Origin of the sequence: Sphingobium sp. TB-6 (assembly GCF_012927365.1) — a bacterium.
GTDB lineage: Bacteria > Pseudomonadota > Alphaproteobacteria > Sphingomonadales > Sphingomonadaceae > Sphingobium.
The window spans coordinates 92,490-118,474 of sequence record NZ_JABBGL010000005.1 but is presented as its reverse complement, the minus strand read 5'-3'; the positions used below and the strand labels follow the sequence as shown (position 1 = coordinate 118,474).

19 protein-coding genes and 1 tRNA gene are annotated in these 25,985 nt (G+C 61.6%); 12 read left to right on the top strand and 8 right to left on the bottom strand.

Features of this window, described 5'->3' with window-relative positions; translation table 11 throughout:
• Nucleotides 1-42: 42 nt before the first annotated feature.
• Nucleotides 43-1,701, top strand: a complete 1,659-nt coding sequence (locus HHL26_RS08930; protein ID WP_066558879.1) for an ATP-binding protein — start codon at nucleotides 43-45, stop codon at nucleotides 1,699-1,701.
• Between the two features lie 4 nt (nucleotides 1,702-1,705).
• Here HHL26_RS08930 and HHL26_RS08925 read toward each other — a convergent pair whose 3' ends face one another.
• From HHL26_RS08925 to HHL26_RS08900, 6 genes are all read right to left on the bottom strand, one after another.
• Nucleotides 1,706-3,157 carry an MATE family efflux transporter gene (locus HHL26_RS08925; protein WP_066558880.1) on the bottom strand — a complete coding sequence of 484 codons (1,452 nt, stop codon included), beginning with the start codon at nucleotides 3,155-3,157 and terminating at the stop codon, nucleotides 1,706-1,708.
• 77 nt (nucleotides 3,158-3,234) lie between these two features.
• Nucleotides 3,235-5,934, bottom strand: a complete 2,700-nt coding sequence (locus HHL26_RS08920; protein WP_066558881.1) for a valine--tRNA ligase — start codon at nucleotides 5,932-5,934, stop codon at nucleotides 3,235-3,237.
• Nucleotides 5,935-5,974: 40 nt separating this feature from the next.
• Nucleotides 5,975-8,017 (bottom strand): S9 family peptidase, encoded by a 2,043-nt coding sequence (locus tag HHL26_RS08915; protein ID WP_066558882.1) that lies wholly within the window; start codon nucleotides 8,015-8,017, stop codon nucleotides 5,975-5,977.
• Between the two features lie 217 nt (nucleotides 8,018-8,234).
• Entirely contained in the window at nucleotides 8,235-8,726 is a 492-nt protein-coding gene (locus tag HHL26_RS08910; protein ID WP_066558884.1) for a DUF2497 domain-containing protein, read from the bottom strand.
• Nucleotides 8,727-8,794: 68 nt separating this feature from the next.
• Nucleotides 8,795-10,261: a TolC family outer membrane protein gene (locus HHL26_RS08905; RefSeq protein ID WP_066558888.1), complete on the bottom strand. Its 1,467-nt coding sequence runs from the start codon at nucleotides 10,259-10,261 to the stop codon at nucleotides 8,795-8,797.
• 19 nt (nucleotides 10,262-10,280) lie between these two features.
• Nucleotides 10,281-10,913 (bottom strand): protein-L-isoaspartate O-methyltransferase, encoded by a 633-nt coding sequence (locus tag HHL26_RS08900; protein WP_066558893.1) that lies wholly within the window; start codon nucleotides 10,911-10,913, stop codon nucleotides 10,281-10,283.
• Between the two features lie 203 nt (nucleotides 10,914-11,116).
• Here HHL26_RS08900 and HHL26_RS08895 point away from each other — a divergent pair.
• The 3 genes from HHL26_RS08895 to HHL26_RS08885 all read left to right on the top strand — a co-directional run bounded on the left by HHL26_RS08895 (nucleotide 11,117) and on the right by HHL26_RS08885 (nucleotide 13,453).
• Nucleotides 11,117-11,190, top strand: a tRNA-Cys gene (locus tag HHL26_RS08895).
• Nucleotides 11,191-11,355: 165 nt separating this feature from the next.
• The gene (locus HHL26_RS08890) at nucleotides 11,356-12,564 is read left to right on the top strand and encodes a site-specific integrase (protein ID WP_169576084.1); all 1,209 of its coding nucleotides are present in this window, start codon (nucleotides 11,356-11,358) and stop codon (nucleotides 12,562-12,564) included.
• A gap of 7 nt (nucleotides 12,565-12,571) precedes the next feature.
• Nucleotides 12,572-13,453, top strand: a complete 882-nt coding sequence (locus tag HHL26_RS08885) for a hypothetical protein (protein WP_169576083.1) — start codon at nucleotides 12,572-12,574, stop codon at nucleotides 13,451-13,453.
• A gap of 265 nt (nucleotides 13,454-13,718) precedes the next feature.
• Here the strand turns inward: HHL26_RS08885 and HHL26_RS08880 are convergent, their stop codons facing one another.
• Nucleotides 13,719-14,279, bottom strand: coding sequence for a TIR domain-containing protein (locus HHL26_RS08880; RefSeq protein WP_169576082.1), 561 nt, complete (start codon nucleotides 14,277-14,279; stop codon nucleotides 13,719-13,721).
• 1 nt (nucleotide 14,280) lies between these two features.
• Entirely contained in the window at nucleotides 14,281-15,126 is an 846-nt protein-coding gene (locus tag HHL26_RS08875; RefSeq protein WP_206377411.1) for a macro domain-containing protein, read from the bottom strand.
• A 439-nt stretch (nucleotides 15,127-15,565) separates the two neighbouring features.
• Between HHL26_RS08875 and HHL26_RS08870 the strand changes: the two genes are divergently transcribed.
• From HHL26_RS08870 to HHL26_RS08835, 8 genes are all read left to right on the top strand, one after another.
• Nucleotides 15,566-15,739 (top strand): helix-turn-helix domain-containing protein, encoded by a 174-nt coding sequence (locus HHL26_RS08870; protein WP_169576081.1) that lies wholly within the window; start codon nucleotides 15,566-15,568, stop codon nucleotides 15,737-15,739.
• 112 nt (nucleotides 15,740-15,851) lie between these two features.
• Nucleotides 15,852-16,406, top strand: a complete 555-nt coding sequence (locus tag HHL26_RS08865) for a hypothetical protein (protein ID WP_206377410.1) — start codon at nucleotides 15,852-15,854, stop codon at nucleotides 16,404-16,406.
• Between the two features lie 207 nt (nucleotides 16,407-16,613).
• Nucleotides 16,614-16,985 (top strand): hypothetical protein, encoded by a 372-nt coding sequence (locus HHL26_RS08860; protein WP_169576080.1) that lies wholly within the window; start codon nucleotides 16,614-16,616, stop codon nucleotides 16,983-16,985.
• Nucleotides 16,982-18,817: a type IV secretion system DNA-binding domain-containing protein gene (locus HHL26_RS08855; protein WP_169576079.1), complete on the top strand. Its 1,836-nt coding sequence runs from the start codon at nucleotides 16,982-16,984 to the stop codon at nucleotides 18,815-18,817. Before HHL26_RS08860 ends, HHL26_RS08855 begins: the two co-directional genes overlap by 4 nt.
• A complete protein-coding gene (gene mobF / locus HHL26_RS08850) occupies nucleotides 18,817-21,576 on the top strand; it encodes a MobF family relaxase (RefSeq protein WP_169576078.1) in 2,760 nt (919 codons plus the stop codon). The genes HHL26_RS08855 and mobF overlap by 1 nt, the downstream gene beginning before the upstream one ends.
• Before the next feature lie 84 nt (nucleotides 21,577-21,660).
• Nucleotides 21,661-21,993 carry a HigA family addiction module antitoxin gene (locus tag HHL26_RS08845; RefSeq protein ID WP_169576077.1) on the top strand — a complete coding sequence of 111 codons (333 nt, stop codon included), beginning with the start codon at nucleotides 21,661-21,663 and terminating at the stop codon, nucleotides 21,991-21,993.
• Nucleotides 21,994-22,004: 11 nt separating this feature from the next.
• Nucleotides 22,005-25,205 (top strand): helicase-related protein, encoded by a 3,201-nt coding sequence (locus tag HHL26_RS08840; protein ID WP_169576076.1) that lies wholly within the window; start codon nucleotides 22,005-22,007, stop codon nucleotides 25,203-25,205.
• Nucleotides 25,202-25,972: a DUF4391 domain-containing protein gene (locus tag HHL26_RS08835; RefSeq protein ID WP_169576075.1), complete on the top strand. Its 771-nt coding sequence runs from the start codon at nucleotides 25,202-25,204 to the stop codon at nucleotides 25,970-25,972. The genes HHL26_RS08840 and HHL26_RS08835 overlap by 4 nt, the downstream gene beginning before the upstream one ends.
• The last annotated feature ends 13 nt before the right edge of the window (nucleotides 25,973-25,985 follow it).

Below are 25,985 nucleotides of genomic sequence, written 5' to 3'. Positions count from 1 at the left end.
CCGACGTGCCGGAATCCCGTCCGGTCGAGGGGAAAAAGGTTCATGACCCAGATGCACGGTGCCGACCATTTCGCAGGCGCGCAGCCGCATGTCTTTCAGGCTTCGGTCGACGCCATGGGCATGGTTTTCCAGATTGCGGGGTCCAGTTCGCAGTTGATCATCGACGCCACGCGGATCGCCGCGCTGTCGCATAATCCCGATCCTTCCCTTGCCATGGCGGGGCAAGTCGGCTCCCAGGTGAAGATGCGCGTCGGCCATGTCTGGCTGATCGCCAGCGTGCGCCGCATGGCGATGGACCGCCAGGACAGCAACAGCATCGTCGTCGACATCGACTTTCTGGGCGAAGGCGATGAGGAAAAGCTGACGGGCCGCATCTACCGCTTCCGCCGCGGCGTGACCCGCTATCCAACGCCGGGGACGGAGGTTTATCCGGTGTCCAGCCAGGACATGCAGCAGATCTATTCCGCCGACGACCGCCCTCATGTGCAGATCGGCACCGTCTATCCCACCGCCGACACCCGCGCCGCGCTCTATGTCGACTCCATGCTGGGCAAGCATTTCGCGCTGCTGGGGTCGACCGGCACCGGCAAGTCGACCAGCGCCGCGCTCATCCTCCACCGCATCTGCGACCTGTCGCCGCAGGGCCATATCGTGATGATCGACCCCCATGGCGAATATGGCGCGGCTTTCCAGACCAATGGCGCGGTCTATGACGTCAACAACCTCGCCCTCCCCTATTGGCTGATGAATTTCGAGGAGCATTGCGAGGTGTTCGTCACCTCCGAGGGTTCCGAGCGGACCGTTGATTGCGACATCCTCGCCAAATGCCTGCTCGCCGCACGGTCGAAGAACCGGCTGGCGGAGAGCATCGGGCGGCTGACGGTCGATTCGCCGGTTCCCTATCTGCTCTCCGACCTCACCAACATCCTTCAGAACGAGATGGGGAAGCTGGACAAGGGCACCGGATCGCTGCCCTATATGCGGTTGAAGACCAAGATCGACGAGATCAAGAGCGATCCGCGCTACAGCTTCATGTTCTCCGGCATGCTGGTCGCGGATTCGATGCAGGAATTCATCGCCAAGATCTTCCGCCTGCCCTCGGGCGGCAAGCCGATCTCCATCATCGACGTGTCTTCCATGCCGTCCGACATCACGTCGGTCGTCGTGTCGGTGCTGTCCCGGCTGGTGTTCGACTATGCCCTGTGGGCGCGTGACGAGCCGCAACGGCCGATCCTGCTGGTCTGCGAGGAAGCGCATCGCTACATCCCCTCCTCCACCACCGGATCGGGTCAGGCCGTGCGCCGCATCCTGGAGCGGATCGCCAAGGAAGGCCGTAAATATGGCGTATCGCTGGGCCTCATCACCCAGCGTCCGTCGGACCTGGCCGAAGGCGTGCTGTCGCAATGCGGCACGATCATCTCGATGCGCCTCAACAACGACCGCGACCAGGCCTTCGTGAAGGCCGCCATGCCCGAAGGCGCGCGCGGCTTCCTCGATTCCATCCCCGCGCTGCGCAACCGCGAGGCGATCATCTGCGGCGAAGGCGTCGCCGTACCGATCCGCGTCGCGCTCGACAATCTGGAAGAAGAACGGCGTCCGGCCTCGGGCGACCCGAGCTTCACGGAGCTGTGGCGTCAGTCAGGCGGCGAGGCGGAGATTCTCGACCGCACCATCACCCGCTGGCGCAGTCAGGGGCGGTAAGACTTTACCCTGCCGGGACGATCCGGCCGGCAGGCTCGCTCTCCGCATTAATGCTTTCGCGGCACTCTTCCTCGTTCACGGGGACGAGCAGCTTCGCCTTGCGCCAGCCCCCCTGCCAATAGACCAGCCCGGCCAGCAGGAAGGCCGCTGCCGAACCCGCCGGGAAGCTGAGCCACAGCGCGTCCGCCCCGATATGCGGATAACCCAGATGATAGAAGCCTAGCCGCACCGCGAAGAGGGTGAAGATCAGGATCAGCAGCGGTCTTACCACCACGCCATTGGCCCGCATCACGCCGAACAGGATCATCGTGCAGCCGAACAGCACGAAGCTCCAGCTCGCCAAAAGCTGCATATGCCATGCAGCGGCGATGGCGGCTTCGTTCCGCCCCAGGAACAGCGACAGCAGCGGCGCGTGGAACAGCAGGATCACGGCCACCATCGTGCCGGTGATCAGCAACAGATAGCCCATGCCATAGCCGGTGATCCGGCTGATCCGGTCCCATCGCCCGGCGCCGATATTCTGCGCCGCCATGGCGCTGACCGCCGCGCCCATCGCCATCGCCGGCATCTGGAGGTAGGTCCAGATCTGCTGGGCCGCGCCATAGGCAGCGGTGACGAGGAAACCCTCCCGATTGACGAGGCCGATCATCACCAGCCCGGAAGCGGACATGACGATCATCTGCAGTCCCATGGGCAACCCCTTGCCGAACAAGACCCGCATCTGCTCCGGCGCCGGGCGCAGATAGGCCAGTTCCCGCCCGCGCAGACGCAGCGGCAGATCCTTGGCATAGGTATAGAGGATGAGGCCGATCAGGCTGATGACACCCGCCGTCGCCGTCGCCGCGGCCGACCCGCCGATGCCCATCGCCGGTATCGGCCCCAGGCCCAGGATCAGCACCGGGTTGAGCACCAGATCGACGCCCACGCTCACGAACATGAAGATCAGCGGCGTGCGCGCATCGCCCGTCCCGCGCAGGCCCATCATCATCATGACGCTGAGCAGGGAAGCCGGCATGGCGATGAAGATCACCCGCAAATAGATGAGCGCCAGGTCGAACGCCTCCACCGGCGTCGCCAGCAGCCGCAGCAAAGCGGGTGCGCCGATCCAGCCGGCGGTCGCGACGATGAGACCCAACAGGGTACAGAAGCCGACGGCCGAACCGAAAGCGCGGCGCGCCGCGTCGAGATCGCCCCGCCCCGCCGCCTGCGCGATCATCACGGTCGACGCCATGCCGAAGCCGAAAACGACGGAGAACATCAGGAACATGGTGATGTTCGCATTGGCGGTGGCCGCCAGCGCCTGCGCCCCCAGGAAACGGCCGACCCAGACGGCGTTGATCGAGCCGTTCAGCGATTGAAGGATGTTGGACGCCAGCGTCGGGACGGCGAACAGCAGCAGGGTCGATGCGATCGGCCCTTGCGTCAGATCCCTGGCCCGATGTTCCCCTATAGCCATGACCGTTCCCCCTTGCGGATGCAGCGCGGCACCTGCTGGCCCTTGGTCAGCGCATCCCGATCGGATGCGCCGGCAAATCAGGCGAGCCGTTCCAGCGCCGCCTTCAATCTTTCCGCTTCGGCGGCTTTTTCGCCATGGTCCTCGCGCGCCTTGGCGACGGCTTCGGGCTTAGCCTTTTCGACGAAGCTGGGATTGGAAAGACGCCCGGAGAGGGAATCCCGTTCCTTCTCCGCGCTGGCGAGCGCCTTGGCGAGACGGGCCTTTTCGGCGGCGGTGTCGATCACGCCTTCCAACGGCAGGATGAAGGTCGCCTCGTCGACGACAATCTGCGCCGCGCCGCCCTCGACACTGTCACCAAAGGACAGGCTCTCGACCCGGCCCAACCGCGCCAGCGCCGCGCCCTGACGATCGATGCGACGGCGGGTTTCCTCCGACGCATCCTGGACGACCACGCCCAGCTTCGCGCCCGGCGGCACGTTGAGTTCGGTTCGGGCCGTGCGCATCGCGCTGATCAGGCGGATCAGCCAGTCGATCTCCGCCTGCGCCTCGCTATCCACAGCATAGAGCGCCTGCGGCCAGCGCGCGACGATCAGCGCCGTCTCCCGCTCGCCCGTCAGATGCCACAGCTCTTCGGTGATGAAGGGCATGAAGGGATGCAACATCACCAATATCTGATCGAACGCCCAACCCGCGACGGCGCGGGTTTCGTCATCCATCGCGCTCTTGGTCAGTTCGATATACCAGTCGCAAAACTGGTCCCAGACGAAATGGTAAATGGCGTTCGCCGCCGCGTCGAAACGCAATTCGGTCATCGCGGTGTCGATCGCCTGCACGGTCGCGACCGTCTCGGCAATGATCCAGCGGTTGACCGGCGCCTCCGCATGGGGCGCCTCATGGCTGGTCGAAGCGGTGACGCCATTGGATTGCAGGAAGCGCGCCGCGTTCCACAGCTTGGTCGCGAAGTTGCGATAGCCCTCGACGCGCTTCTCATCCATCTTCACGTCGCGGCCCTGGCTTTCCATGGCGCTCATGAAGAAGCGCAGCGCGTCGGCGCCGAACTTATCGATCAGGCCCAGCGGGTCGACGACATTGCCCTTGGACTTGGACATTTTCTGCCCGTCCGCGGCGCGCACCAGCCCGTGGAGGTAGAGCTTGCGCCACGGCACATCGCCCATGAACTCCAGCCCCTGCATCGCCATGCGCGCATCCCAGAAGAACAGGATGTCGAAGCCGGAAATCAGCAGGTCGTTGGGATAATGGCGCTTGAGCGTATCGGTCTCTTCCGGCCAGCCAAGCGTGCCGAACGGCCAGAGCGCAGAGGAGAACCAGGTGTCGAGGACGTCAGGATCGCGGGTCAGCGTCTTGTTGCCCGCGAGCGCCTGCGCCTCTTCCTCGCTCTCCGCGACATAGGGATTACCGTCCTCGTCATACCACGCCGGAATCTGGTGCCCCCACCAGAGCTGGCGCGAGACGCACCAGGGCTGGATATTCTCCATCCAGTTGAAGAAGGTCTTTTCCCACGTCTTGGGGACGATCTCGATCCGCCCGTCCCGCACCGCCTGCATGGGGGCAACCGCCAGCTTCTCCGCATCGACATACCATTGATCGGTCAGCCACGGCTCGATCACCACGCCCGAACGATCGCCAAAGGGAGTCTGGATGGTGCGCGGCTCGGCGTCGGATTCGACTTCCTCGCCTTCCTTGGTCTTGCTGATGTGCGGGACCAGCAGGCCCAGCGCCTTCATCTCCGCCACGACCAGCTCGCGCGCGCCGTCCACGCCGTCGCGGCTGAAGCGGTGCAGGCCCAGGAAGCGCTCCGGGATCAGGCCGTCGGCGGTCTGGATCACATTGGCTTCGGCATCGAACATGTTGAGCATGTCGGCGGCCTTGAAGCCCGCGCGCTTGCCGACTTCGAAGTCGTTGAAGTCATGCCCCGGCGTGATCTTCACCGCGCCCGACCCCAGTTCCGGGTCGGCATAATCGTCGCCCACGATCTTGAACCGGCGGCCAGTGATCGGCTGGAGGATATCCTTGCCGATGACGTCCTTGTAGCGCGGGTCTTCGGGATGCACGGCGACCGCCATGTCCGCCAGCATCGTCTCGGGCCGCGTGGTGGCGACGACGATATGGTCCGCGCCATTGGCCAGTTTCACGCCATCGGCTAGCGGATAGCGGAAATGCCAGAAGCCGCCCTTCACTTCCTTGGTCTCGACCTCCAGGTCGGAGATGGCCGAACGGAAATGCGGGTCCCAGTTCACCAGGCGCTTGTCGCGGTACAGCAGGCCGCGCTTGTGCAGTTCCACGAACGTCTTGATGACGGCCTTCGAAAAGCCCTCATCCATGGTGAAGCGCTCATTGGCCCAGTCCATCGAGCAGCCCAGACGGCGAAGCTGGCGCGTGATCGCGCCGCCGCTCTCGGCCTTCCATTCCCAGACCTTCTCGACGAACTGGTCGCGGGTGTAATTGGTGCGCTTGTCCTGCCGCGCCTCCATCTGCCGCTCGACCACCATCTGCGTCGCGATGCCTGCATGGTCGGTGCCCACCACCCACAGCGCATCCTTGCCGCGCAGCCGCTCATAGCGGATCACGATGTCCTGCAACGTATTGTCCAGCGCATGGCCGATATGCAGGCTGCCCGTCACGTTCGGCGGCGGGTTGACGATGGTGAAGGGCTCCGCGCCGGACCGCTCCGGGCGGAACAAGCCATTTTTCTCCCAATGGGCGTACCAGCGGGACTCGATATCGGCGGGGTCGAAGGTCTTGGGCAATTCGGTCATGAGAAGGCGCCTTAATGCGCCTTCTCATGGCATTCCAGCTTTACTTGCCGGTCCACTTGTCAAGCCAGCCCAGCGCCTCATCATACCATTGCAGCGAGTTGCGCGGCTTCAAGACCCAGTGATTCTCATCGGGAAACACCAGCAGCTTGGAAGGCACATTGCGCCGCTGCAACGCCGTGAAGGCCGCCAGCCCCTGGGTATAGGGAATGCGGAAATCCTTCTCGCTCGTCACCACCAGCATCGGCGTCTTCCATTGGGTCACATGGTTGACGGGATTCCATTTCTCGAACTCTTGCGCCTTTTCATAATAAGACCCGCCATGTTCCCATTCGTCGAACCATAGCTCTTCGGTCTCATAAGCCATGGCGCGGGCGTCGAACACGCCGTCATGCTGGACGATGCACTTGAAGCCGTCGGGCCAATTGCCCTCGATCCAGTTCATCATATAGCCGCCATAGCTTGCGCCGAGCGCACAGCCATTGCCCGCATCGACCTGTGCATCCTTCGCCGCAGCCGCCGCCAGGCCCAGCTTCAGATCCTCCAGCGGCTTGCCGCCCCAATCCTGGTTGATGCTGTCGACAAAGGCCTGGCCGTAGCCGGTCGAGCCATGGAAATCGACGATGACGGCGGCATAGCCATGCGCCGCGAAAGCCTTGGGATTCCAGCGATAGGACCAGCTATCGTTGAAGCTTCCCTGCGGCCCGCCATGGACCAGCATGGCCACCGGCAGCTTGCCCGTCACACCTTTGGGCTTCACGATCTGTCCCCAGACGGTGTCGCCATTGGCGCCCTTGAAGCTGTAGCGCTGGACCGACACGTCATCCACCCCTGCCAGCTTCTCCGCATTGACGCTGGTGAGTCGCACGGCTTTCCCCTTGGCCGGCATTTTCCAGAAATCGGTCGGCGACTGGATGCTGTCGAGGGTATAGACGAACCCACCCTTGGGCAGCGGCACGACGCTGCCCGCATGGCCCGCCTGTGTCAGCCGCGTGACCTTGCCCGAAGCAGCATCCACTCGAAAGACCGGATGGTCCAGCACATCATCAGCGGTGACGAATATCGCCTTCCCATCCGCCGCCCAGGCGATGGATGCCACCGAACGGTCCCAAGCCTCGGTCAGCGCCTTCGTCTCGCCCGTCGCGATGTTGCGGAGCATCAGCACCAGCCGGTCGCTCTCATAGCCGGGCCGTTTCATCGCCGCATAAGCGAGCCATTTCCCATCCGGCGACACGGTCGGCATGGTATCCGTCGCATCATTGGCATCCGTCAGATTGACCGGCGCCGCGCTGCCATCCGCCGGAACCGCGAAAATATCGAGATTGGTCGACAGCGATTCGATCCGCCCCGCCTCGCGCAGCGCGAAGAACAGCGTCTTGCCGTCGGCACTCCACGCGATCTCCTCGGCCCCGCCAAAGGGCTTGGACGGGCTGTCCCCGACCAGCGCGCCCATCACCGACACCGCCTTTCCGCCCGAAAGCGGCATCACGAAGATCTGCGAGCGCTGCCCGTCCGCCCATGTGTCCCAATGACGCACGAAAAGCTGTTCATAGACGCGCCCCGTACCAGCGCCCGGCGGCGTCGCGGGCTTTGCATCGTCGATCGTCTTCGCCCCCACCGGCCGGTCCGCCCACAGCGCGACCCGATCTCCCGCTGGGCTCAGCAGAAAGCCTGCAATCCCGCCTGGCGCCTGAGTCACCTGCTCGCCCTTGCCGCCCGCGACGGTCACCCGCCAAAGCTGATCATCGCCGCTCTGATTGGAAAGATAATAAAGCGATTTCCCATCAGCCGAAAAAGCGGGTGCGCTTTCATTCTTGTCCGCGACCGAGGCGACCATGCGCGGCGCCGCGCCCGCCTTGCTCAAGTCCAGCAGATAGAGGTCCGTCCGTCCCTTGTTCGCGGCAAGATCGGTCACCCGCAATTGATAGGCGAGCCATTGCCCGTCAGGCGAAACCGCCGGGGCCGACGCGCGATGGAGACTGGCCATGTCGCTGGGCGTGAACGGCCGGGCCGACGCCGGCGAAACGGCCAGCGCCGATTGGGCCAAGGCCAGAGCGCCAAGTCCCGCGTGCAGAAGATATTTCATGGATGAACACCCTTGAATCAGGTCGCGCCGCTCTCTTGGGGGCAGCGTCGACAGCTATGGAAAGGGTGTAGGCAACGCCTCGCCTGCTCGCAAGGATCAACCACCAAAGCGTAATAAAAGAACAAAGACGATGAAATCGGCGTTCAGTTAAGCGCAGGCGGAACATAGGACAAGCAACCGCCCGCCATGCGCGCGCGAATCACCAAGACTTCTCGACTCAACGGCCAGTGATGCGGGCGATTTCCTTGGCGACCATATCCTCGACCATCTGCGGCAACCGCAGGTCCAGCCATTCCTTCAGCATCGGCTTCAGCATCGAGCGGACCAACCCGTCGAGCGTATTGTCCTCGCCCTCCTTGGGCGTCACCAGCATGGACGACAGGGCCGAAAGCGAATGGCGGGCCGCAACCTCGCTCTCGACCGACAGGATGGACACACCCTCCTGTTCAGCCACGGGCCGGGGCGCACGGGACGTTCGATGGGCAGGCATGGGTTCCTCCACAGCAACCTCGTCGGTCAGTTCCAGCACTTCATCGCTGGCAGGCTCCGGCACTGCCTCCGCGACGGGTCCAGGCCGGACCTTCTGCGCCGCCTCTCCCCGCACGCGGCGCGGCAAGGTCTGCACAGCTTCTTCGCCTTCTTCCGCGATGATCCGCTTGATGGACGAGAGAATGTCCTCCATCGAGGGTTCCTTGCTCATATCGCCCATGGTTAACCCCTATTCCAGTTCCCGTTAACGCTATACCACAAAGGAACGCTTTCGGGGTTAAAATTGCGTTAAGGCTGCGCCAAACCGGGGTCCACATTGGCGTTTTGCGCCGGCGAGTCAACGGTCCGCGTCGATTGCAGCTTCGGCGCGGGGTCGAAATCCCAATCGAACCACTTGCCCTTCACCCGATCATAATTGACCATCGGGTCGTAGAGCGTGCCCGCTTCCAGGTTCAGATCGTCCGCCTCGGCATGGCCCATGGCGGCGAGCAGGCTGAAACCCGCGACATAGGCATTGCGCCGCGCCGTCACCAACTGGACCTTGGCGTTCACCGCCTCCTGCTCGGCATTCAATATGTCGAGGATGGTGCGGCTGCCGACCGAGTTTTCCGCACGCACGCCTTCCAGCGACAGGTTCGCGGCGTCGACCGCCTTCTGGTTCGACTGGATGCTCTCCAGCGAGGCTTGCCAGCTCGCATAAGCGGACCGGGTCTGCGCGATCACGCCGCGCTCGACCTCGATTTCCTTCTCCATCGCCTGCGATTCCAGCGCCTGGCTGCGCCGCACCTGCGCCGCCGGACGGCCGCCCTGATAGAAGGGGATGTTCAGTTGGACACCCGCCGACGCCTGCTTGTTGATTTGCGATCCGGTCGCGCTGCTGGTCAGCGTGTCGAGATAGTTGGTGTAGCCCGCCTGGGTGAAGGCGGATACCGTCGGCAGCACCGTGCCCTTGGCCGCGCGCACGTCGAATTGCTGAGCCTCCCGCAGCTTTTTCGCGACTAGAATGTCCGGATTGTCCTTGAGCGCCACCTGCACGGCGCTGTCCGGGGTCGCGGGCAGGCCCGGCAAGGGCGGCGGCGGCTCCAGAGCGTCCGGCGCCTCGCCCACCAGCGCGATGTAATTTTCACGGGCGGTAATGAGATTGGCCTCAGCGCCCTGCAGGTCGGACCGTGCCAGCGCCAGGCGCGACTCGGATTGCGCGACGTCGGTGCGGGTCACGTCGCCTACCTCGAACCGGTCGCTGGTCGCCTGGAGATTGACCTCCAGCGCCCGCACATTGGCCTGGTTGAGCGCAACCACCGCCCCGTTGCGGATGACGTCCATATAGGCGGCGACGACCTGCGAAAAGACGCTCGCCTCCGTGCCGCGCAGATCGGCCTGCCCGGCGGCCACCCGTGTCTTGGCGGCCTTGATGCCGTTGCGCACGCTCCCGCCTGTATAAAGCGGCACGCTCAATTGCGCATTCGCATTCAGCGTCCGCTGCGGCGAAGTGAAGCTGATCGTCGGCTTGAGAATGCTTTCGGAATAGCTGCCCGTCGCATCCAGCGCGGGCCGCCCCGACGCCTTCTGGATCGGCACATTCTCATCCGTCGCCCGCTGCCCCGCGCGTGCGCCCGTCAGCGTCGGATTCGACCGATAGGCCTTGGCGAGCGCGCCCTGCAACGTCTCCGCATGGGCCGCGCCGGCCATGGCGGAGGACACCGACAGCAACAGGAACAGGGCGCAACGCCCAGAAAACCGATGTCTTGCCGTCATGTCTCCCCCAATCGGTCCTTCAGAACACAAACCGTTCCGGCGCGGCAAAGCCCGGAAGCACAACCATTTCCAAATCAGCGAGACTGGAAAGACCCAGCACGCCCGACACCACCCGGCCGCTGCACAGACGGGTAACGCCGCGCTCGACGATGCCCGTCACGACCCGCGCGCCATCGGCAAGCTGCTGAACGAGCGGGGCGGGCACTTCCTCCACTGCGCCGTCGATGAACAGCACAGTATAAGGCGCCCCGGCAGCCGCACCGGCATTCAGCGGACCGCGAACGACCGTCACGCCCTCGACAGAAATCTCGGCCCCGCCTTCTTCCTCGACCGCCGTCACCTGCGCGCCCAACGCCGTCAGCAGCGCCGCGCTGTAGCCGGTGGCGGCACCGATCAGCAGCACCTTGTCGCCCTCAACGATCTGCGCTTCCTTAAGCAGGCGGCCGGTCACCAGCGGCGGATTGAGCGCGCGCCCTCCCGCCAGCGGAATCGGCCGGTCGACATAGGTCATCGCGCGCCGCTCGGCCGGCACGAAATCCTCCCGCGCGACATGCGCCATCGCCGCGATCACACGCTGATCATCCACATCGCTGGTGCGAAGCTGGCTTTCGACCATGGCGGTCCGCATCGATGAAAAATTCTGCTCGGTCACGACAATTCCTCGATCAGGATAGCTTCTATGACGACTGTATTAATAAGGCAATACAGCAAAGGATATAATTCCGGACCTCTAAATCAGCGCAAAGGCCACGCCAAGCGGCTTTGCGTGCCCGAGTGCCGGAATCTTGCCCGACAATATCACAGTGCTGCTTGACTTTGCATCAAAAGCCGCACATTTGCGGCCACCCACGCCGAGGCCCGATGGCGGAGTGGTGACGCAGCGGACTGCAAATCCGTGCACGCCGGTTCGATTCCGGCTCGGGCCTCCAGATTGCTGTCAGCCAATGCTCGCTGATAATTGAAAAAACCCCTTATTTCCGCTAGTTTACAGGTAATCGCTGATTGGCAGCGACCGCCTCTATTTGCCTGTAACCGCAGACGATGGGGGCCTGTCTTGGGGGCCTCGCGAGGCCCCCACATTATCGAGGCCCCCAATGGCGCTGACCGATACGGCAATCCGAAACTCCAAGCCAAAAGCGAAGCCTTACAAGGTGACAGATTCTCAGGGGCTTTACCTACTGGTCAACCCAAGGGGCAGCAAGCTGTGGCGCCTCAAATACCGAATGAATGGCGTGGAGCGCAAACTGGCACTGGGGTCTTACCCGGAGATCACGCTGGCCGAGGCGCGCGCGGCGCGTGATGCCGCCCGCAGACAGCTTGCTCATTCGATTGATCCGAACAGTGCCAAACGGCAAGCGCGGATCGAGGCAAGCATCCGCGCCAGCAACAGCTTCGGCAGCGTGGCCGAGGAACTGATCGAGAAGAAAACGCGGGAGGGGCTGGCGGAGCCGACGCTGGAAAAGATGCGCTGGTTCGTGAAGCTGCTTGGCACCGATTTCGGCAAGCGTCCTATAACGGAGATCACGCCGCAGGAACTGCTGCATGAACTGAGGAAACATGAACGGCGAGGCCGACTGGAGACGGCGAATCTCTTACGATCTTTCGCCAGCCGCGTGTTTCGCTATGCGGTGGCAACGGCACGGGCAGAGCGCGACCCGGCTCAACTGCTGATAGGTGCGCTGACCACAGCGAAAGTCAAACACTTCCCAGCGATCACCGATCCCGCGACGTTCGGCGCATTGCTCCGGGCAATAGAGGATTATCAGGGCGATCCCGCCGTTATGTATGCCCTGAAACTCACGCCGCATGTGTTCCAGCGCCCCGGTGAAATCCGACAGTTGGAATGGACAGAGGTCAACTTCGACAAAGCGGTCTGGATCATCCCGGAAGAGAAGATGAAGATGCGCCAGCCCCATTCGGTGCCTTTGTCCCGGCAAGCGTTGGCGATCCTTTCGGAGATGCGATCCCTGTCCGGCTCCGGGCGCTACGCCTTTCCGTCAATACGGACGCGCGCGAGGCCGATCAGCGATAACACGATCAACGCGGCATTGCGGCGAATGGGTTATTCGAAGGACCAGATGACCGCGCACGGCTTCCGCACGTCCGCGTCCTCGCTCCTGAACGAATCGGGCAAATGGAATCCCGATGCCATCGAGCGGGCGCTCGCACATATGGTCGCGGGCAGCGTGCGACGCATTTACAACCAGTCCGCCTATTGGGGCGAACGTATTGAAATGGCGCAATGGTGGAGCAACTATCTGGACCAGTTGCGCGATAGCGGCAATACACCAGTCCGACGATGAGGGATAAATGATGGATCGCAATGACGATGACCGCTCACTTCGGAGAATCGCCTTGCGCATCCTGAATGAAAATGAAGACCAGGCGCGCGATGAGCTGGATAGCGTCATCCAGGCGGTAGAAGATCACATAGGACGGCAAGCATCAGTCTATACGTGGTCTGTTCCCGTCATTCTCACAATTCCCGCATTATGCCTGATACTCTCCATTTTCGCGGCGCTGGCATCCAAAGCGGTTGCCGATAGCTTCTTGAGCATAGCTATCGCAGCCTGCCTCATTCCGCTGTTCATGGCGTTGCTCTGGCGTCGTTTCCAATACGGGACCGGAAGGCTGCGAAAGCCGCGAGAGGCAATCTACGCCAACGCCAGCAACGAGACGCGGGAAACGCTTGAAAAGCTCTTTGCCTATCTCCAGCGCGAAAGCGCACCAAGGGCCTACTACCGCAACTGGAGGGGCACCCCGATTTATCTGGAGCGCCGTTATTTCTTCGGGAATTTGCGGGTCCTGCTTCTATCAGAATTTGCCGCCGTCCGGGCGCTTTGCCTCGCGCCGGGCGGGAACCGGATTTCCGGAGCGATCAAGATCGAGAAAGACCCCGACGAAATTATCACGGAACTCGGCATCAAGCCCAAGCGGGCCGGTGGTCCAGGCCGGAACGCGAAATATGCCTATAGCGACGCTCTTATATCTCTGATCGGCGACGGTCGGTTCAGCGCGCTGGACCTGAGCAACCGGGCAGCGGCGATCAGGGCGATTAAGAAGCGGCTCTCGGAATGGTTTGAGGAACATGCCGACGAGTCCGGCGACGTGCCACGCGGCGACCTTCTGGCTCCCTATGCAGAAAAAATTTGCGCGCATTTGGAGAAAATCGCCCCTGCCAAGGGCAGTTAACCGACTCCCCGCCGATTCCAGCGAACCTAACTCGCAATTCCAACTTACGATGACTCGTCTGGCGGCGAACTGCTTGGCCGGATTCGACCATTTCGTCGTCATTCCCGTGCCAAATCGCAACGCTCGAAAGCAGCCATTCAATTCGGCACCGTTTCCCGCTGAGAATGGCGGTAGCGGACTGGCAACCCACGAGTGAGAGATTTACGTAAGTTGCCGTTCCCTCTGCGGCCAGTTAAAGGCACTGACTTGGACGACTTTCAGGTTTTCAGCCAACGATTCCAAAGCTCCGATATGCATCATCGTTGTAGAAGCCCAAACCCTTGCCCTTGGGCAACTTATTGTGACTGAATTGTCCAATAGCATCAAGCAATACAGTTTTCTTATAGGGAATATGGATAACGCTCGCGGTCTCGTTGTTAATTCTTGTTGCTAGCGCTGCAGGCCACCTCGCCTTATATACCGATGGATTCTTAATCGGCGTTGATATATTCGTATAAGTAGCAATGATGGGTATTTTAAACTTGTCTACAGCTTGACTTATTTCAAATGGAACCCAGTCGTCATCAAGCTTTGTGGTAGTCCCGATTATCAGGATCATATTTTTTGAATTTTTAAGGCGATCGCGCAGTACTTCCATGAGTCGTTCGCTGCTACTTGTATCTCTGACTGCCGCTGTTTTTTCGTGGCTATTGCACATCGTAAAATCGTCATCTGTCTTGGATGACCACGCCTTTAATAAATTATAATAATCAATATCCGAGTTTCCACCGGGGATATTCGTCCCATTGGCATGAAAAGCTACGTAGGTTCCGTTTCGATAAGCCATACTATTCTTCCCAATGCTGCTTAACATCACGAAGATCTAAATCTTCGAAGCGATCACGATAGAGAACAATCCTGATTTTTCTCGTAATTTCTTGCGCCTTCGTTTCAGTTATCGCAGAAAGAATGATCAGATTTAGGAGATCACGCGTCGGCAGTCCAAGCCCCGCCAACCCACTTCCGACCAAAGCCACATTGATATCGTGCCCACCTGCTTCGATCCGAGCGCGTTGCCAAGCACCGTGAAGAGCAAGCCACATCTTCGTGACATCCGAAGATGCTTTGCATGTAGCCGGGTTACTCTCAGCCAGAGCAACCAAGATGTATGTGTCACCCGCTACATCGATCAGTGCAGTTGTGCCGATCTCATATGATTTTGTTTTGCCAGCCTGCTTTTGTGGCACATCGACAGATGGTTCATTTGCCAATTGGGCATCAACTTGTGCATCAAAACCCTGTGGATGTCCGCCAAACGAGCGCTTGATAAATATCCCGTGGAGACTCTTGTCCGACACGGGCTTTCCAAGCTCACTGTCAAAAAAATTATTGACCGATATTATTTTTATTCCGGGCATGCGGAATAAATCGCCAAATACGATTTCAATAGATGTATTTGTATGATCGACAGAAATGCTAATTCTGGAAGGTTTCCAGACCCTCCAAAAAGCGAAGGCTACACTGAGGGAAGTCAATAGAGCGAGGTAAATCAATCCCTCAAATTTAACTTTATTGTCAAAGAAGTTGACTGCCTGAAACAACGTAAACAGAGCACTGAAGGCTAGGTAGACTAAGCCTATCGTTTTCCAAGGATGACGGCTTACGCCATGCCATAAATCCGACAACGCTTGCATTTTGATTCCCCGCCTGCCGCAAAAGGTACGCAGCCGAAACGGGTTCTAATGTGTTCGCAGATTGTAATCCACCCCTGCCTGCGTGGACAAAGAGCAGTTTAAAGACCACTAATAGAAAACGTTACAGTCAGAAAATGGCGCGGAGCAGTCGAGAAACTGCCACTGGAGAAACATCCGATTCCCCAGTCTGCGCACCCGAAAGCAATTTTTCTGATACCCCATGCGGGTCATTATCTGGATCGCTGAGTTAGGTTGGCAGGAATCAGCAACACGTCCGATTTTTGGCTACGGCATAAAGATTTTCGGACGACGCCATCTATTTTCGTATCCGCGCATCATCGGCAGTTTCCCACGGCCTTCCCATTACTGGACGACGCACAGGCGAACGTGTGCAACCTGAACCGTCTCTCGCCGCGAATCGGCAAACACGGAGACGCACATGGAACCTCTTGCCATTTCCATCAATGACACCTGCAAGGCACTCGGCGTCGGGCGGTCATCGGTTTACGTCCTGATCAAATCTGGTGGACTGGACGCCATCAAGATCGGCAGGCGAACCTTGCTGACGACCGAGTCTATCCGGCGCTTGGCGCAATCACGACCCGTCGCCTGATTTACAGCCGCTCGACAACCCCAGCCTGATTGGTGGGCGGGCCGCTTCGCGCCTGCGCTTCCCCTCAACCTCAATGAACACCCGCCATCGTGATTTCACGAAAGGATATCCCATGCTCATTTTCCATCGCACCTTGGATCGGCTTGCCGATTCCCTCTGGACGGGCCGCAAGGTCACTCTGCGCTTCACCGCCGACTATCGCACTGCCTGCGTCGCCTTGCCGCTCATCAAGAAGCTACTCGCCGATAGCGAGGACGGCGAGACCTATCGTTGCTCCATTGCGCATTGGCATTTGAACGAGCGTCCGCCGCTCCATATTCACCGGGGCGAGGTTTCGACCGTGCGTATCGACGGCCCCTTGCAGAACGCGGGCACGAGCTATCTTCCGCTTGGCGGATTGATCGAGTCTCCCGGCGTGACCGCTCATCTCGATCCCGTCGAAGCCGACCGGCTCGACAGACGGATGCAGAAAGCAGTCGAGCGGGCCATTCGTGACTGGATCATCGAGCATGACCTTTACGACCAGCCGCGCGCCCTCCGGGAGATCGACCGACACAAGGCTGACCAGGCGGCCCGAGCTGTCATCGCCCAATGGGTGGCGAAGCAGTTCGGAGAGCCGGAACCGGTGCCCCCGTCCGATAGCCGGAAAGGGCCGGACCATGCCTGAGCCGGACGCACATGTGGCAATATTGCGGGGCTGCGATGCTACGCATCGAGCCAGCAATTCAGATACACACCTCACGCACGGGTGCATCCAGCTTTTCCGTCATTTTTCGGGACAGCGATCAGACAGCACCGTTTCTCGTCGGCCATCAAAGCTTGGATTTCAGCCACGTTCCGAGACAGCGGATCGCTGTCGCGGTGGAGGCAGGCAATGAAGCTGGTCCGTCACACCCTCCGCCTGCCCGTGGCGCTCGACAAGACCCTGCGGACGCTGGCCGAACGGCAAGGCATCAGCGCCTATGCGATGCTCCAGCGCAGCGTCAAAGCCGGGATCGCGACACAGATAAGTCCGCCAGCCCGCGACACTGGCGATAGTGAAATGGTCGCCGAACTGGCATCGGTCAGCACCCGTATGGTCGATGTCGAACGGATGCTGGACCGGGCGCTGTTCACTGCCTGCGCCGCCTATTGCTACGCCCGCAGCGCAGCGACCGGCGCGCGCAAGAGCGATGAGGTCATCACCGCCGAGATCAACGCCGCCTATGATCGCCAGCGCAGACTCTCCCAGGAGAAGCGGCCATGATACAACCCCATGATCGCCGCATCCACGCAGACGCCTTGCGGCGGCAATATCGCGGCAACCAGTGGTCCCGCTTCAAGCGGCAGACCGGTATCATGCTGTCATCCGTTGCCCTGGGCGCGGTCGCCGCGCCTTATGCGACGCTGGATCAGGACAGGGTGGATGCCCTTACCGCCTGGTCTGTGGCGAGGGCGAAGCTGTGGCTCGCTTCGGGCACGTTCGCCGATGCCGAGGTCAGCGTCCGCATCGGCGGCCAGACTTATCCCGGCCGGTCCGCCCGCGCCGTGATCGCGCATCCCTATTGCCGACAATCGGTTGAATTGGCCTATGCTGATGCCAAGCGCGGGGGCGGACTCGGCTTCGCCGCTTGGCTGTCCTGCCTGTTTCTGTTTCGCGGGGCCGTCCGGCGGCGGCGTGAACGCGCCTTGCGGGATCGCGTCATCGCCGGAACCCTGGTCACAACCGAGAAGCAGCTTGCCAAGATGACCGGCGCCGAAGCAGATTCCCGCGCGCTCGCCATCGGCACAGTGCCGATCCCGTCGCGGCTGGAAACCCGGCACTTGTCGATGATTGGCACGACCGGCTCAGGTAAGACCACGGCGCTGCGTCAGTTGCTCGACGGGATCGAGGCACGCGGCGAAGCTGCCTTGGTTTACGACACCAGCGGCGAGTTCATCGCGCACTATTACCGGCCCGAGCGCGGCGACATCATCCTCAATCCCTTCGATGCCCGATGCGCCTTCTGGTCGCCCTTCGCCGAGATCGCCCATCCCGCCGACGCCGATCGCATCGCGCACCAGCTTATCACCGAGACGGGCCAGAGTGACCGCGACGTGTGGCTGGAAACCAGCCGCATCCTTGTCGCCAATATGATCCGCGCCTTGTGGCGGGAAGGCAAAGGCACCTTGCCGGACCTGCTGGACGCGCTTCAGGACCGAACGAAAGACGACCTCAAAATCTGGCTGGCAGGCAGTTCGTCGGCGCGGACCTTCGCCGAGGATGCCGACCGGGCAACGGGCAGCGTGTTGTTCATGCTCGCCAAGGCCGCGAACCTGATACAGTTCCTCCGCGCGGACAGCAGCGGCGGTGAACCTTTTGCCTTCCGGGACTTCATTCACGGGCTGGATAAGCGCACCGGGGCGCGCCCGTGGATTTTCGTCCCCCGCAAGGAGGATTATTTCGAGGCCTCGAAGCCCTTGCTCGCCTGCTGGCTGGAATGCGCGGCAAGCGCCGTGCTGGGGCTTCCCCCCTCGCCCGACCGGCGCATCTGGTTCGTGCTGGACGAACTGGCCGACCTGCCCCGCGTCGATAATCTGGCGCGACTCCTGCCCGAAGGGCGCAAGTTCGGGGCCGCCGTGGTGTTGACCTTTCAGGCGCTGGGCCAGATGCGGCATCGCTATGGGCCGCAGATCGCCGAATCCATGCTGGGCTGCTGCAATACCAAGCTGTTCCTGCAAACCATCGACAGCGAAACCCGGCAATGGGCCAGCCAGACCATCGGCGAGTGCGAGGTCGAAATCCAGACCATGACCGACGCGCTGGCCGAGGGCGATGACGAAGCCCGCACCACCCTGGGCCGGATGCGCAAGATGCGGCCCGCCGTGTTGGAAAGCGAATTGCGCCTGCCCAAGTTCGAGGGGTATTTGCTGTTCCCTGATGGCTTGCCGGTGGCGCGCATCAGGCTCACCGCCGATCATGTCGCGCGGCGCGGCGCACCTCGCCAACCTGGATTCATTGCGGGCGATCCCGACACCACGCTTTGGAAGCAGACGGCAGCCGCTGCACCCGTGCCGTCGCCGACCCCGCCCTCACCCGCCAGCCAAGGGCCGGTGTAATGGTGGCGTCGGTATCGGCGCTGACCAGTTCGGCGCAGGCCAGCAGCTATTATGAAGCCGACGATTATTATTCGGAAGGCGGGCTTTCACCTTCCGAATGGCAGGGCGCGGGCGCGGAGGCGTTGGGCCTGTCCGGCGAGGTGAACCGCGACCAGTTCCGCGCCCTGCTGGATGGCAGGATCGCCGATCAGCAGCTTGGCACCTTTCGCGACGGCCAGCTTGAGCATCGCCCCGGCTGGGACGTGACATTGAGCGCGCCCAAGTCAATTTCCATCATCGCCGAGGTGGCGGGCGACCGGCGGTTAATCGCCGCGCATGGCGAAGCGGTCAGTACCGCGATGGCCCATGTCGAGAAACATATGGCCGCCACCCGCGTCCGCGACGGCGGCACCGTCACCCGTGAGGCGACCGGCAATCTTGTGATCGCCAGTTTCCAGCATGGCACCAGTCGCGCTCAGGACCCGCAGCTTCATACGCACAATGTCATCATGAACGCGACGCGGGACGAGGATGGCGCTTGGCGCAGCCTTGAGCCGCGCGCCATCTACCAGCTTCAAAAGCAGATCGGCGCGATCTACCGGCAGGAACTGGCCTTGAAGGTGCGCGAACTGGGTTATGAGATCGAGACGGGCAAGGACTCGATGTTCGAGATCAAGGGCCTATCCGCCGAAGTGATGGCTGCGTTCAGCACCCGCAGCGCCGAGATCGAGGCGGCATTGGCGGAACGCGGCACGTCCCGCGACACGGCCAGCGCCGTTGAGAAGCAGGTTGCCACGCTCGACACCCGGCAAGCCAAGGTCGCGACCGATCATGCCTCCCTTGTCGCGGATTGGCGCGAGACGGCGAGCAAGGCCGGGTTTGAGCCGGAGGCGCGTTTGGCGATGATCGAACAGGCCGAGGCCAAGGCCGCCGATCCTTCCCGTCACGCCGATATAGATCACCAAGCGACGATGGCGGATCGGGCCGTTGCCCATGCGGTCGACAAGCTGGGCGAACGGCAATCAGTATTTTCCGCAGCCGCCTTGCAGGAAGAAGCCGGACGGATCGGGCTGGGCAAGATCGGCTATGCGCAGATCGGGACCGCCATAGGGGCAGCGACGAAACAGGGCGAGTTGATCGACCGGGCCTTTCAGGATCGGCGCGGTGCGGAGTTTGCGGGGTTCACCACCCGTCAGAATGTCGAAACCGAATCCAGGATGCTGCGGATCGAGGCGGAGGGGCGCGGCGTGTTCGCGCCCATCGCGTCAGAGCTTGCTGCCGCCAAGGCCATCGCTGCCGCATCGGCACGGGCGGAACGGGCAGGTTTCTCTTGGAATGCGGATCAGCGCGCCGCCACCGAGCAGCTATTGACCAGCCGCAACCGGATCACCGCCTTGCAGGGTTACGCGGGCACCGCCAAGACCACGACCGTCTTGGCGACCTTTGCCCGCGAGGCCGAGGCGCGCGGGATGGCCGTGACGGCATTGGCCCCCACCGCGTCGGCGGCGATGGTGTTGGGCGAGGCACTGGGCACGCGCGGCGATACCGTTGCACGGCACCTGTTGTCGCCTGAGCGGCCCCAACCGGGCCAGTCCGCCGCGTGGATCGTGGACGAGGCTTCTTTATTATCCGCCCGCGATACCGCCCGCCTGTTCGACCTGGCCGACAAGCATGATGCCCGCGTCATCCTTGTCGGCGACGTGAAGCAGCTTGGTTCCGTTGAGGCGGGCGCAGCCTTCACCCAGTTGCAGGGCGCGGGAATGGAAACCGCCAGGCTGGACGAGATCGTGCGGCAGACCAACGACGCCACCAAGGAGGCGGTGCTGGCGTCTATCGAAGGCGATGCCAGGAAAGCCCTGGTCGCGCTGGATAATGGCGGCGGCCAAATTGTCGAGAATGCCGACCGCGCCGAACGCTTCGCTGCCATCGCCGAGCGATATGCGGCGCTGGACAAGGCCAAGCGCGCCCGCACCCTCGTTATCGAGCCGTCGCGCGAAGGGCGCGATGCCTTGACCGCCGACATTCGCGCCGCGCTTTCCAGATCGGGGGCACTGACCGGCCCCGCCGTCACCATGCAGAGCCTTGCCAACAAAGGGCTGACCCGTGCCGAAGCCCGCGATCCCCTGAGCTACAACAAGGGCGATGTTGTTCGCTTCACCCGCGATTATGCCGACAAGGGCGTGACGCGCGGCGAAGCCTACCGCGTGGAATCCATCGACTCGGCTAAAGCCGCCATCACGCTCAAATCAGAGGATGGGCACGAGGTGGATTGGCGGTTGCGGCAATGGGGTGCGGGCAAGGTGCAGACGTTTACGCCGCAGCCAATGGACCTGAAAACCGGCGACAGCATCCGGTTCACCCGCAACGACCGCGAGTCAGGCCGGATCAACGGTGGGCGCGGCGAAGTGATCGCCGTGGACGAACAGATCCGTACCGCCACGATCCAGACCGCGCAGGGCAGGATCGAGACGCTGAACCTCGATTCCGCCCGCGACCGGCACATTGCCCATGCCTATGTGGACACCGCTTTTGCCGCCCAAGGCCGCACCGCCGATCATGTGATGATCCATGCCGACAGCCGCGCGACCAACCTTGTCGATCAAAAGAGCTTCTACGTGGGGATTTCCCGCGCCAAAGAATCGGCGACCATCTTCACTAACGATCGCGGCAAGCTGGTATCCGCCATCAGCGAGCGCGCTGGAGAGGTGCAAACCGCCATCGCGCAGGTGGTTATGCCTACGCCTGCGGCCGACAAGGCAGCAGGGGCTGAGATGGGGTAAAGATAGGGAGAGGAGCGAGGTTGTCCGCGTTACGATAACTTTATAGTGTCGCTCAACGGCGCACGATGCAGGGGGGCGAGGCTTATGGCCGCGATTGCAGACATCCGCTTGAAGAACCCCGCCCATCCCGGCGGTTTCATCAAGCATGAGATCATCGAGCCGCTGGCCCGGTTCGTCACGGCTGCGGCGGAGGTGCTGGGCGTGACGTGCGCGACACATTCGACCTTGCTCAATGAGCGCGTGAAACTGTCACCGGAAATGGCGTTGCGGATCGAGAAGGCGTTGGGCGTGTTGATAGATACCCGCAAACGAATGCAAAATAGCCACGACATCACGCAGACCCACAAGCGAGAAGCAGAAAATAAGGACGCTCCATATAAGGGTAAACTGGTTAATCAGCCCTCGGCCTCCATTTGAGCGGACCTTGAATGCAACTTCTACGAAATAGCGGAAATGAGCGCGTTATTGATCGGCTTCGGAACTGGCTTCAAGCGGGTTCAGCAATTGATCTTGTGTCACCAGACTTCTCGCTTTACGCATTTGCGGAAACTCACGACCACCTGAAAAAGGTCGGACGCTGCCGTATTCTTCTCGGTGCCGACAGCGCGGTCGTCGATTCCCTCTACGGCGGGCTGGGCGACATTGCCGCGCGAGGCAAACTGCAAGGGCGTTGGCTCGCCAAAGTGGCCGGTGAATGGCTGGACAAGCACGCCGAGGTTCGACACGTCCCCACAGCGCCGCCCCAATCCATGATCGTCGTAACCAACAACGACAATCGCCATGTTTTGACCGGTACATGCCCGTTCACGACCGAGGGCCTGGGCGTCACGCCGGGCGACCGGCTTGGCCTTGTCCAGCTTTCCGACACGGATGCGGAAGCCGCTGCCTATGCCGACTGGTTTCACGCGAATTGGTCCAGCGTGAAGCCGACAGCAAGTCAGATTACCGCCAGCCTCAACGATGCTGCGGCGCACCGACCACCGTCGCTCTTGTATTTCAAGGTGCTCTACGAGCTGTTCAAGGACATCGGCGATGAGCTGGACGAGGAGCGGATCATCAAATCCGCCACCGGCATCCGCAACACCACCGTCTGGAAAAAGCTGTTCAAGTTTCAGCGCGACGGTGTCGTTGGTTCCATCGACAAGCTGGAGCGTATCGGCGGCTGCATTATCGCCGACAGCGTCGGCCTCGGCAAAACCTTCGAGGCGCTTGCCGTCATCAAATACTACGAGCTGCGCAACGACCGCGTCCTGGTCCTATGCCCTAAGCGCCTGCGCGACAACTGGACGCTCTACAAAGCCAACGACCGCCGCAATATCCTTGCGTCCGACCGCTTCAACTACGACGTGCTCAATCACACCGACCTGTCTCGTGAGGGCGGCCTGTCGGGTGACATCGACCTCAGCCACGTCAATTGGGGCAACTACGACCTAGTCGTGATCGACGAGTCCCACAACTTCCGCAACAAAGCGACCCATAAGGACCGCGATACCCGCTACGATCATTTGATGAAGCGGATCATCAAATCGGGCGTCAAAACTAAGGTACTCATGTTGTCCGCCACACCGGTCAACAACCGGCTGGCCGACCTCAAGAATCAGATTGCTTTCATGACCGAGGGCAATGACCTCGCGCTTATGGGCCACGGTATCCAGAGCATCGAGGCGACCATCCGCAAAGCGCAGACGCAGTTTAACCGCTGGTTGGACCTACCCGAAGCCGACCGCCGCCCCGCGCGCCTCATGGACATGCTCGGCTTCGATTATTTCAAGCTGCTCGACCTACTGACCATCGCTCGGTCCCGCAAACACGTCCAACGCTATTACGGCACGGAGGAAACCGGCCAGTTCCCGGAGCGCCTGCGCCCCGTTAACATCAAGGCGGACGTGGACCTGGCCGGAGAGTTCCGCCCCATCCGCGAGATCAACAACGAGATCAGGCGGCTTACGCTCGCGGCCTATGCGCCGCTGCGCTACGTCGTGCCCCACAAGCAGGCCGTCTATGATGAGAAATACAGCACCAAGATCAGGGGCGGCGAAAGCTTTTTCCGTCAGGTGGACCGCGAGGAAAGTCTCATTCACCTGCTGCGCGTCAACATCCTCAAGCGCATGGAAAGCTCGGTCGCGTCCTTCGCGCTCACCATCAAGCGCCAGCTTGCCGACGTGGACGCGCTGCTGGCGAAAATCGACGCCCACGAGGAGAGCGTGGACGAGATCGCCGTAGATGATGTCAATATAGACGATCCCGCCTTCGAGGCTCTACTGGTGGGACGCAAGGTCAAGGTTTTGCTCCACGACGTTGACCGTGTTCGCTGGCGACAGGATTTGATCGAGGACCGCAACCGCCTAGCGACGTTGCTGTCCGCCGCGCAGGCCGTCACGTCGGAACGCGACGCCAAGCTGGCCGCGCTACGCGAAGTAATCGCCAGCAAGGTCGCTGCGCCGATCAATGGCGAGAACCGCAAAATCCTGTTGTTCACGGCGTTTGCGGACACGGCAGACTATCTCTACGCGCAGCTTTCGAGCTGGGCGAAAAACGAGCTTGGCCTTGAAACCGCTGTCGTCACCGGGACGGGCGCGAACAAGACGACCCTGCGCGGACTACGCGGTGAAATGAGTTCGATCCTCTCGGCCTTCTCGCCGCGCTCAAAAGAGCGCCCCGAGGAATTAAGCGCCGAAGGCCAGATTGACCTGCTCATCGCCACCGATTGCATTTCTGAAGGCCAGAACCTTCAGGACTGCGATTTTCTCACCAACTACGATATTCACTGGAATCCCGTGCGGATCATCCAGCGGTTCGGACGCATCGACCGAATCGGCTCGACCAATACCCGCATCCAGTTGGTTAATTTCTGGCCCAACATGGAGCTGGACGAATATCTGGACCTCGAATCTCGCGTTAGCGGGCGCATGGTGCTGCTCGACGTGTCGGCGACCGGCGAGGAAAACGTCATCGAGTTTCAGGCTGGAAACCAGATGAACGACCTCGAATATCGCCGTGCCCAATTGCAAAAATTGCAGGATGCGGTGATCGACCTTGAGGACTTGTCCAGCGGCGTTTCCATCGCCGACCTCACTCTCAACGATTTCCGCATCGACCTGGCCGGATATATACGCGAACACCGCGAGCGGCTGGAGAGCCTGCCGCCCGGCACCTATGCCGTCGTGCCAGCGCCCGACGCATCCGCCTCTGAAAACGACCTACCGCCCGGCGCCATTTTCTGCCTGCGAGCTGTTGGTGAAGCAGCGGAACGCGCCGCCGAACCCGGATACCCCTTAAGTCCCAATTTCGTCGTCCATGTCGGCGATGATGGCCAGGTGCTGTTACCCTATACGCAGGCTAAGCAGGTGCTCGACCGGCTCAAGAAAGCCGCCATCGGTCGCGACCTACCGGATGCCGGAGCGTGTGCGCGCTTCGACAAGGAAACCAAATTCGGGCGAGATATGGAGGACTATCAGACACTTCTTGCGCGGGCCGTCGCCTCGATCGCCGGCAAGAGCGAGGAGCGCGCAGTCGCTAGCCTGTTCAGCCCCGGCGGCACCCACGGCCTGAGGGGCGAGTTTGCCGGTATCAACGACTTCGAGGTCATCGCCTTTCTCGTCATCTTGCCGGAAACGGAGAGCGCATGACGGCAAGCACGGACTTCCTCACGATCGTCAATGCGCTGGGACTCCCGCCCGGCGCGCGCGTCGATGCCCGTGTTCCAAAGAAACTGCTGATCGAGCAGGGTGCGCCGACCGCCGCCGATAAGGGCGCCATTCAGGACGGGATCGACGAACTGCAATGGTTCGCTGCCTGCAAGCCCGCCACCATCGGCGTGCCGACCTTTTCCGACGATACTCGCGAATATCTTGAGATCGCTGTTGTCGGCTGCGCATTCCGTTCCGGTGCCAAGGCGGCTCGACTGATCGAGCTGATGCACCGCGCCATTCCCTATCCGCTGCTGCTTGTCACCGCCGACGAAGGCGGCCTTGCCATGTCGGCGGCGCATAAGCGCCATGCGCAGAACGAAGCAGGCCGCACGGTGATCGAGCAGGTCGTCACGGCCAGCGGCCTGCGGGCGGGTGCCCTAGATTCCGCGCAGGTCGCGTTCCTGAAAAGTCTCGCGCTGGCGCAGCAGCCGCGCACCGACCTGTTCGCCCTCTATGCGGGCTGGATTGCGCGGATAGAGGCAATCAATGCCGCCTGCGTGACGGGCGTGTACGCCGCGACCGACGACCATGAGGCCATCGACCGCCGCCACGAGGCGCTGGACGCGCACGCCAGACTCTCTAAAGCAATTGAAGGTTTGCGCGCCAAGGCGAAGCGCGAGAAGCAGCTTAGCCGCCGCGTGGACCTTAACCTCGAAATTCAGCGCCGCGAGGCCGACCTCGCTGCTTACATGAACCAACTGTGACTCACAGGGAAGC

What these genes read in the sequence shown, in the direction of transcription:
- HHL26_RS08930 (WP_066558879.1), top strand. Translation starts at nt 43, where the DNA reads ATGACCCAGATGCACGGTGCCGACCATTTCGCAGGCGCGCAGCCGCAT.
- HHL26_RS08860 (WP_169576080.1), top strand. Translation starts at nt 16,614, where the DNA reads ATGAAGCTGGTCCGTCACACCCTCCGCCTGCCCGTGGCGCTCGACAAG.
- HHL26_RS08845 (WP_169576077.1), top strand. Translation starts at nt 21,661, where the DNA reads ATGGCCGCGATTGCAGACATCCGCTTGAAGAACCCCGCCCATCCCGGC.
- HHL26_RS08885 (WP_169576083.1), top strand. Translation starts at nt 12,572, where the DNA reads ATGATGGATCGCAATGACGATGACCGCTCACTTCGGAGAATCGCCTTG.
- HHL26_RS08910 (WP_066558884.1), bottom strand. Translation starts at nt 8,726, where the DNA reads ATGGGCGATATGAGCAAGGAACCCTCGATGGAGGACATTCTCTCGTCC.
- HHL26_RS08925 (WP_066558880.1), bottom strand. Translation starts at nt 3,157, where the DNA reads ATGGCTATAGGGGAACATCGGGCCAGGGATCTGACGCAAGGGCCGATC.
- HHL26_RS08835 (WP_169576075.1), top strand. Translation starts at nt 25,202, where the DNA reads ATGACGGCAAGCACGGACTTCCTCACGATCGTCAATGCGCTGGGACTC.
- HHL26_RS08915 (WP_066558882.1), bottom strand. Translation starts at nt 8,017, where the DNA reads ATGAAATATCTTCTGCACGCGGGACTTGGCGCTCTGGCCTTGGCCCAA.
- HHL26_RS08905 (WP_066558888.1), bottom strand. Translation starts at nt 10,261, where the DNA reads ATGACGGCAAGACATCGGTTTTCTGGGCGTTGCGCCCTGTTCCTGTTG.
- HHL26_RS08875 (WP_206377411.1), bottom strand. Translation starts at nt 15,126, where the DNA reads ATGCAAGCGTTGTCGGATTTATGGCATGGCGTAAGCCGTCATCCTTGG.
- HHL26_RS08870 (WP_169576081.1), top strand. Translation starts at nt 15,566, where the DNA reads ATGGAACCTCTTGCCATTTCCATCAATGACACCTGCAAGGCACTCGGC.
- HHL26_RS08865 (WP_206377410.1), top strand. Translation starts at nt 15,852, where the DNA reads ATGCTCATTTTCCATCGCACCTTGGATCGGCTTGCCGATTCCCTCTGG.
- HHL26_RS08840 (WP_169576076.1), top strand. Translation starts at nt 22,005, where the DNA reads ATGCAACTTCTACGAAATAGCGGAAATGAGCGCGTTATTGATCGGCTT.
- HHL26_RS08890 (WP_169576084.1), top strand. Translation starts at nt 11,356, where the DNA reads ATGGCGCTGACCGATACGGCAATCCGAAACTCCAAGCCAAAAGCGAAG.
- HHL26_RS08855 (WP_169576079.1), top strand. Translation starts at nt 16,982, where the DNA reads ATGATACAACCCCATGATCGCCGCATCCACGCAGACGCCTTGCGGCGG.
- mobF (WP_169576078.1), top strand. Translation starts at nt 18,817, where the DNA reads ATGGTGGCGTCGGTATCGGCGCTGACCAGTTCGGCGCAGGCCAGCAGC.
- HHL26_RS08880 (WP_169576082.1), bottom strand. Translation starts at nt 14,279, where the DNA reads ATGGCTTATCGAAACGGAACCTACGTAGCTTTTCATGCCAATGGGACG.
- HHL26_RS08920 (WP_066558881.1), bottom strand. Translation starts at nt 5,934, where the DNA reads ATGACCGAATTGCCCAAGACCTTCGACCCCGCCGATATCGAGTCCCGC.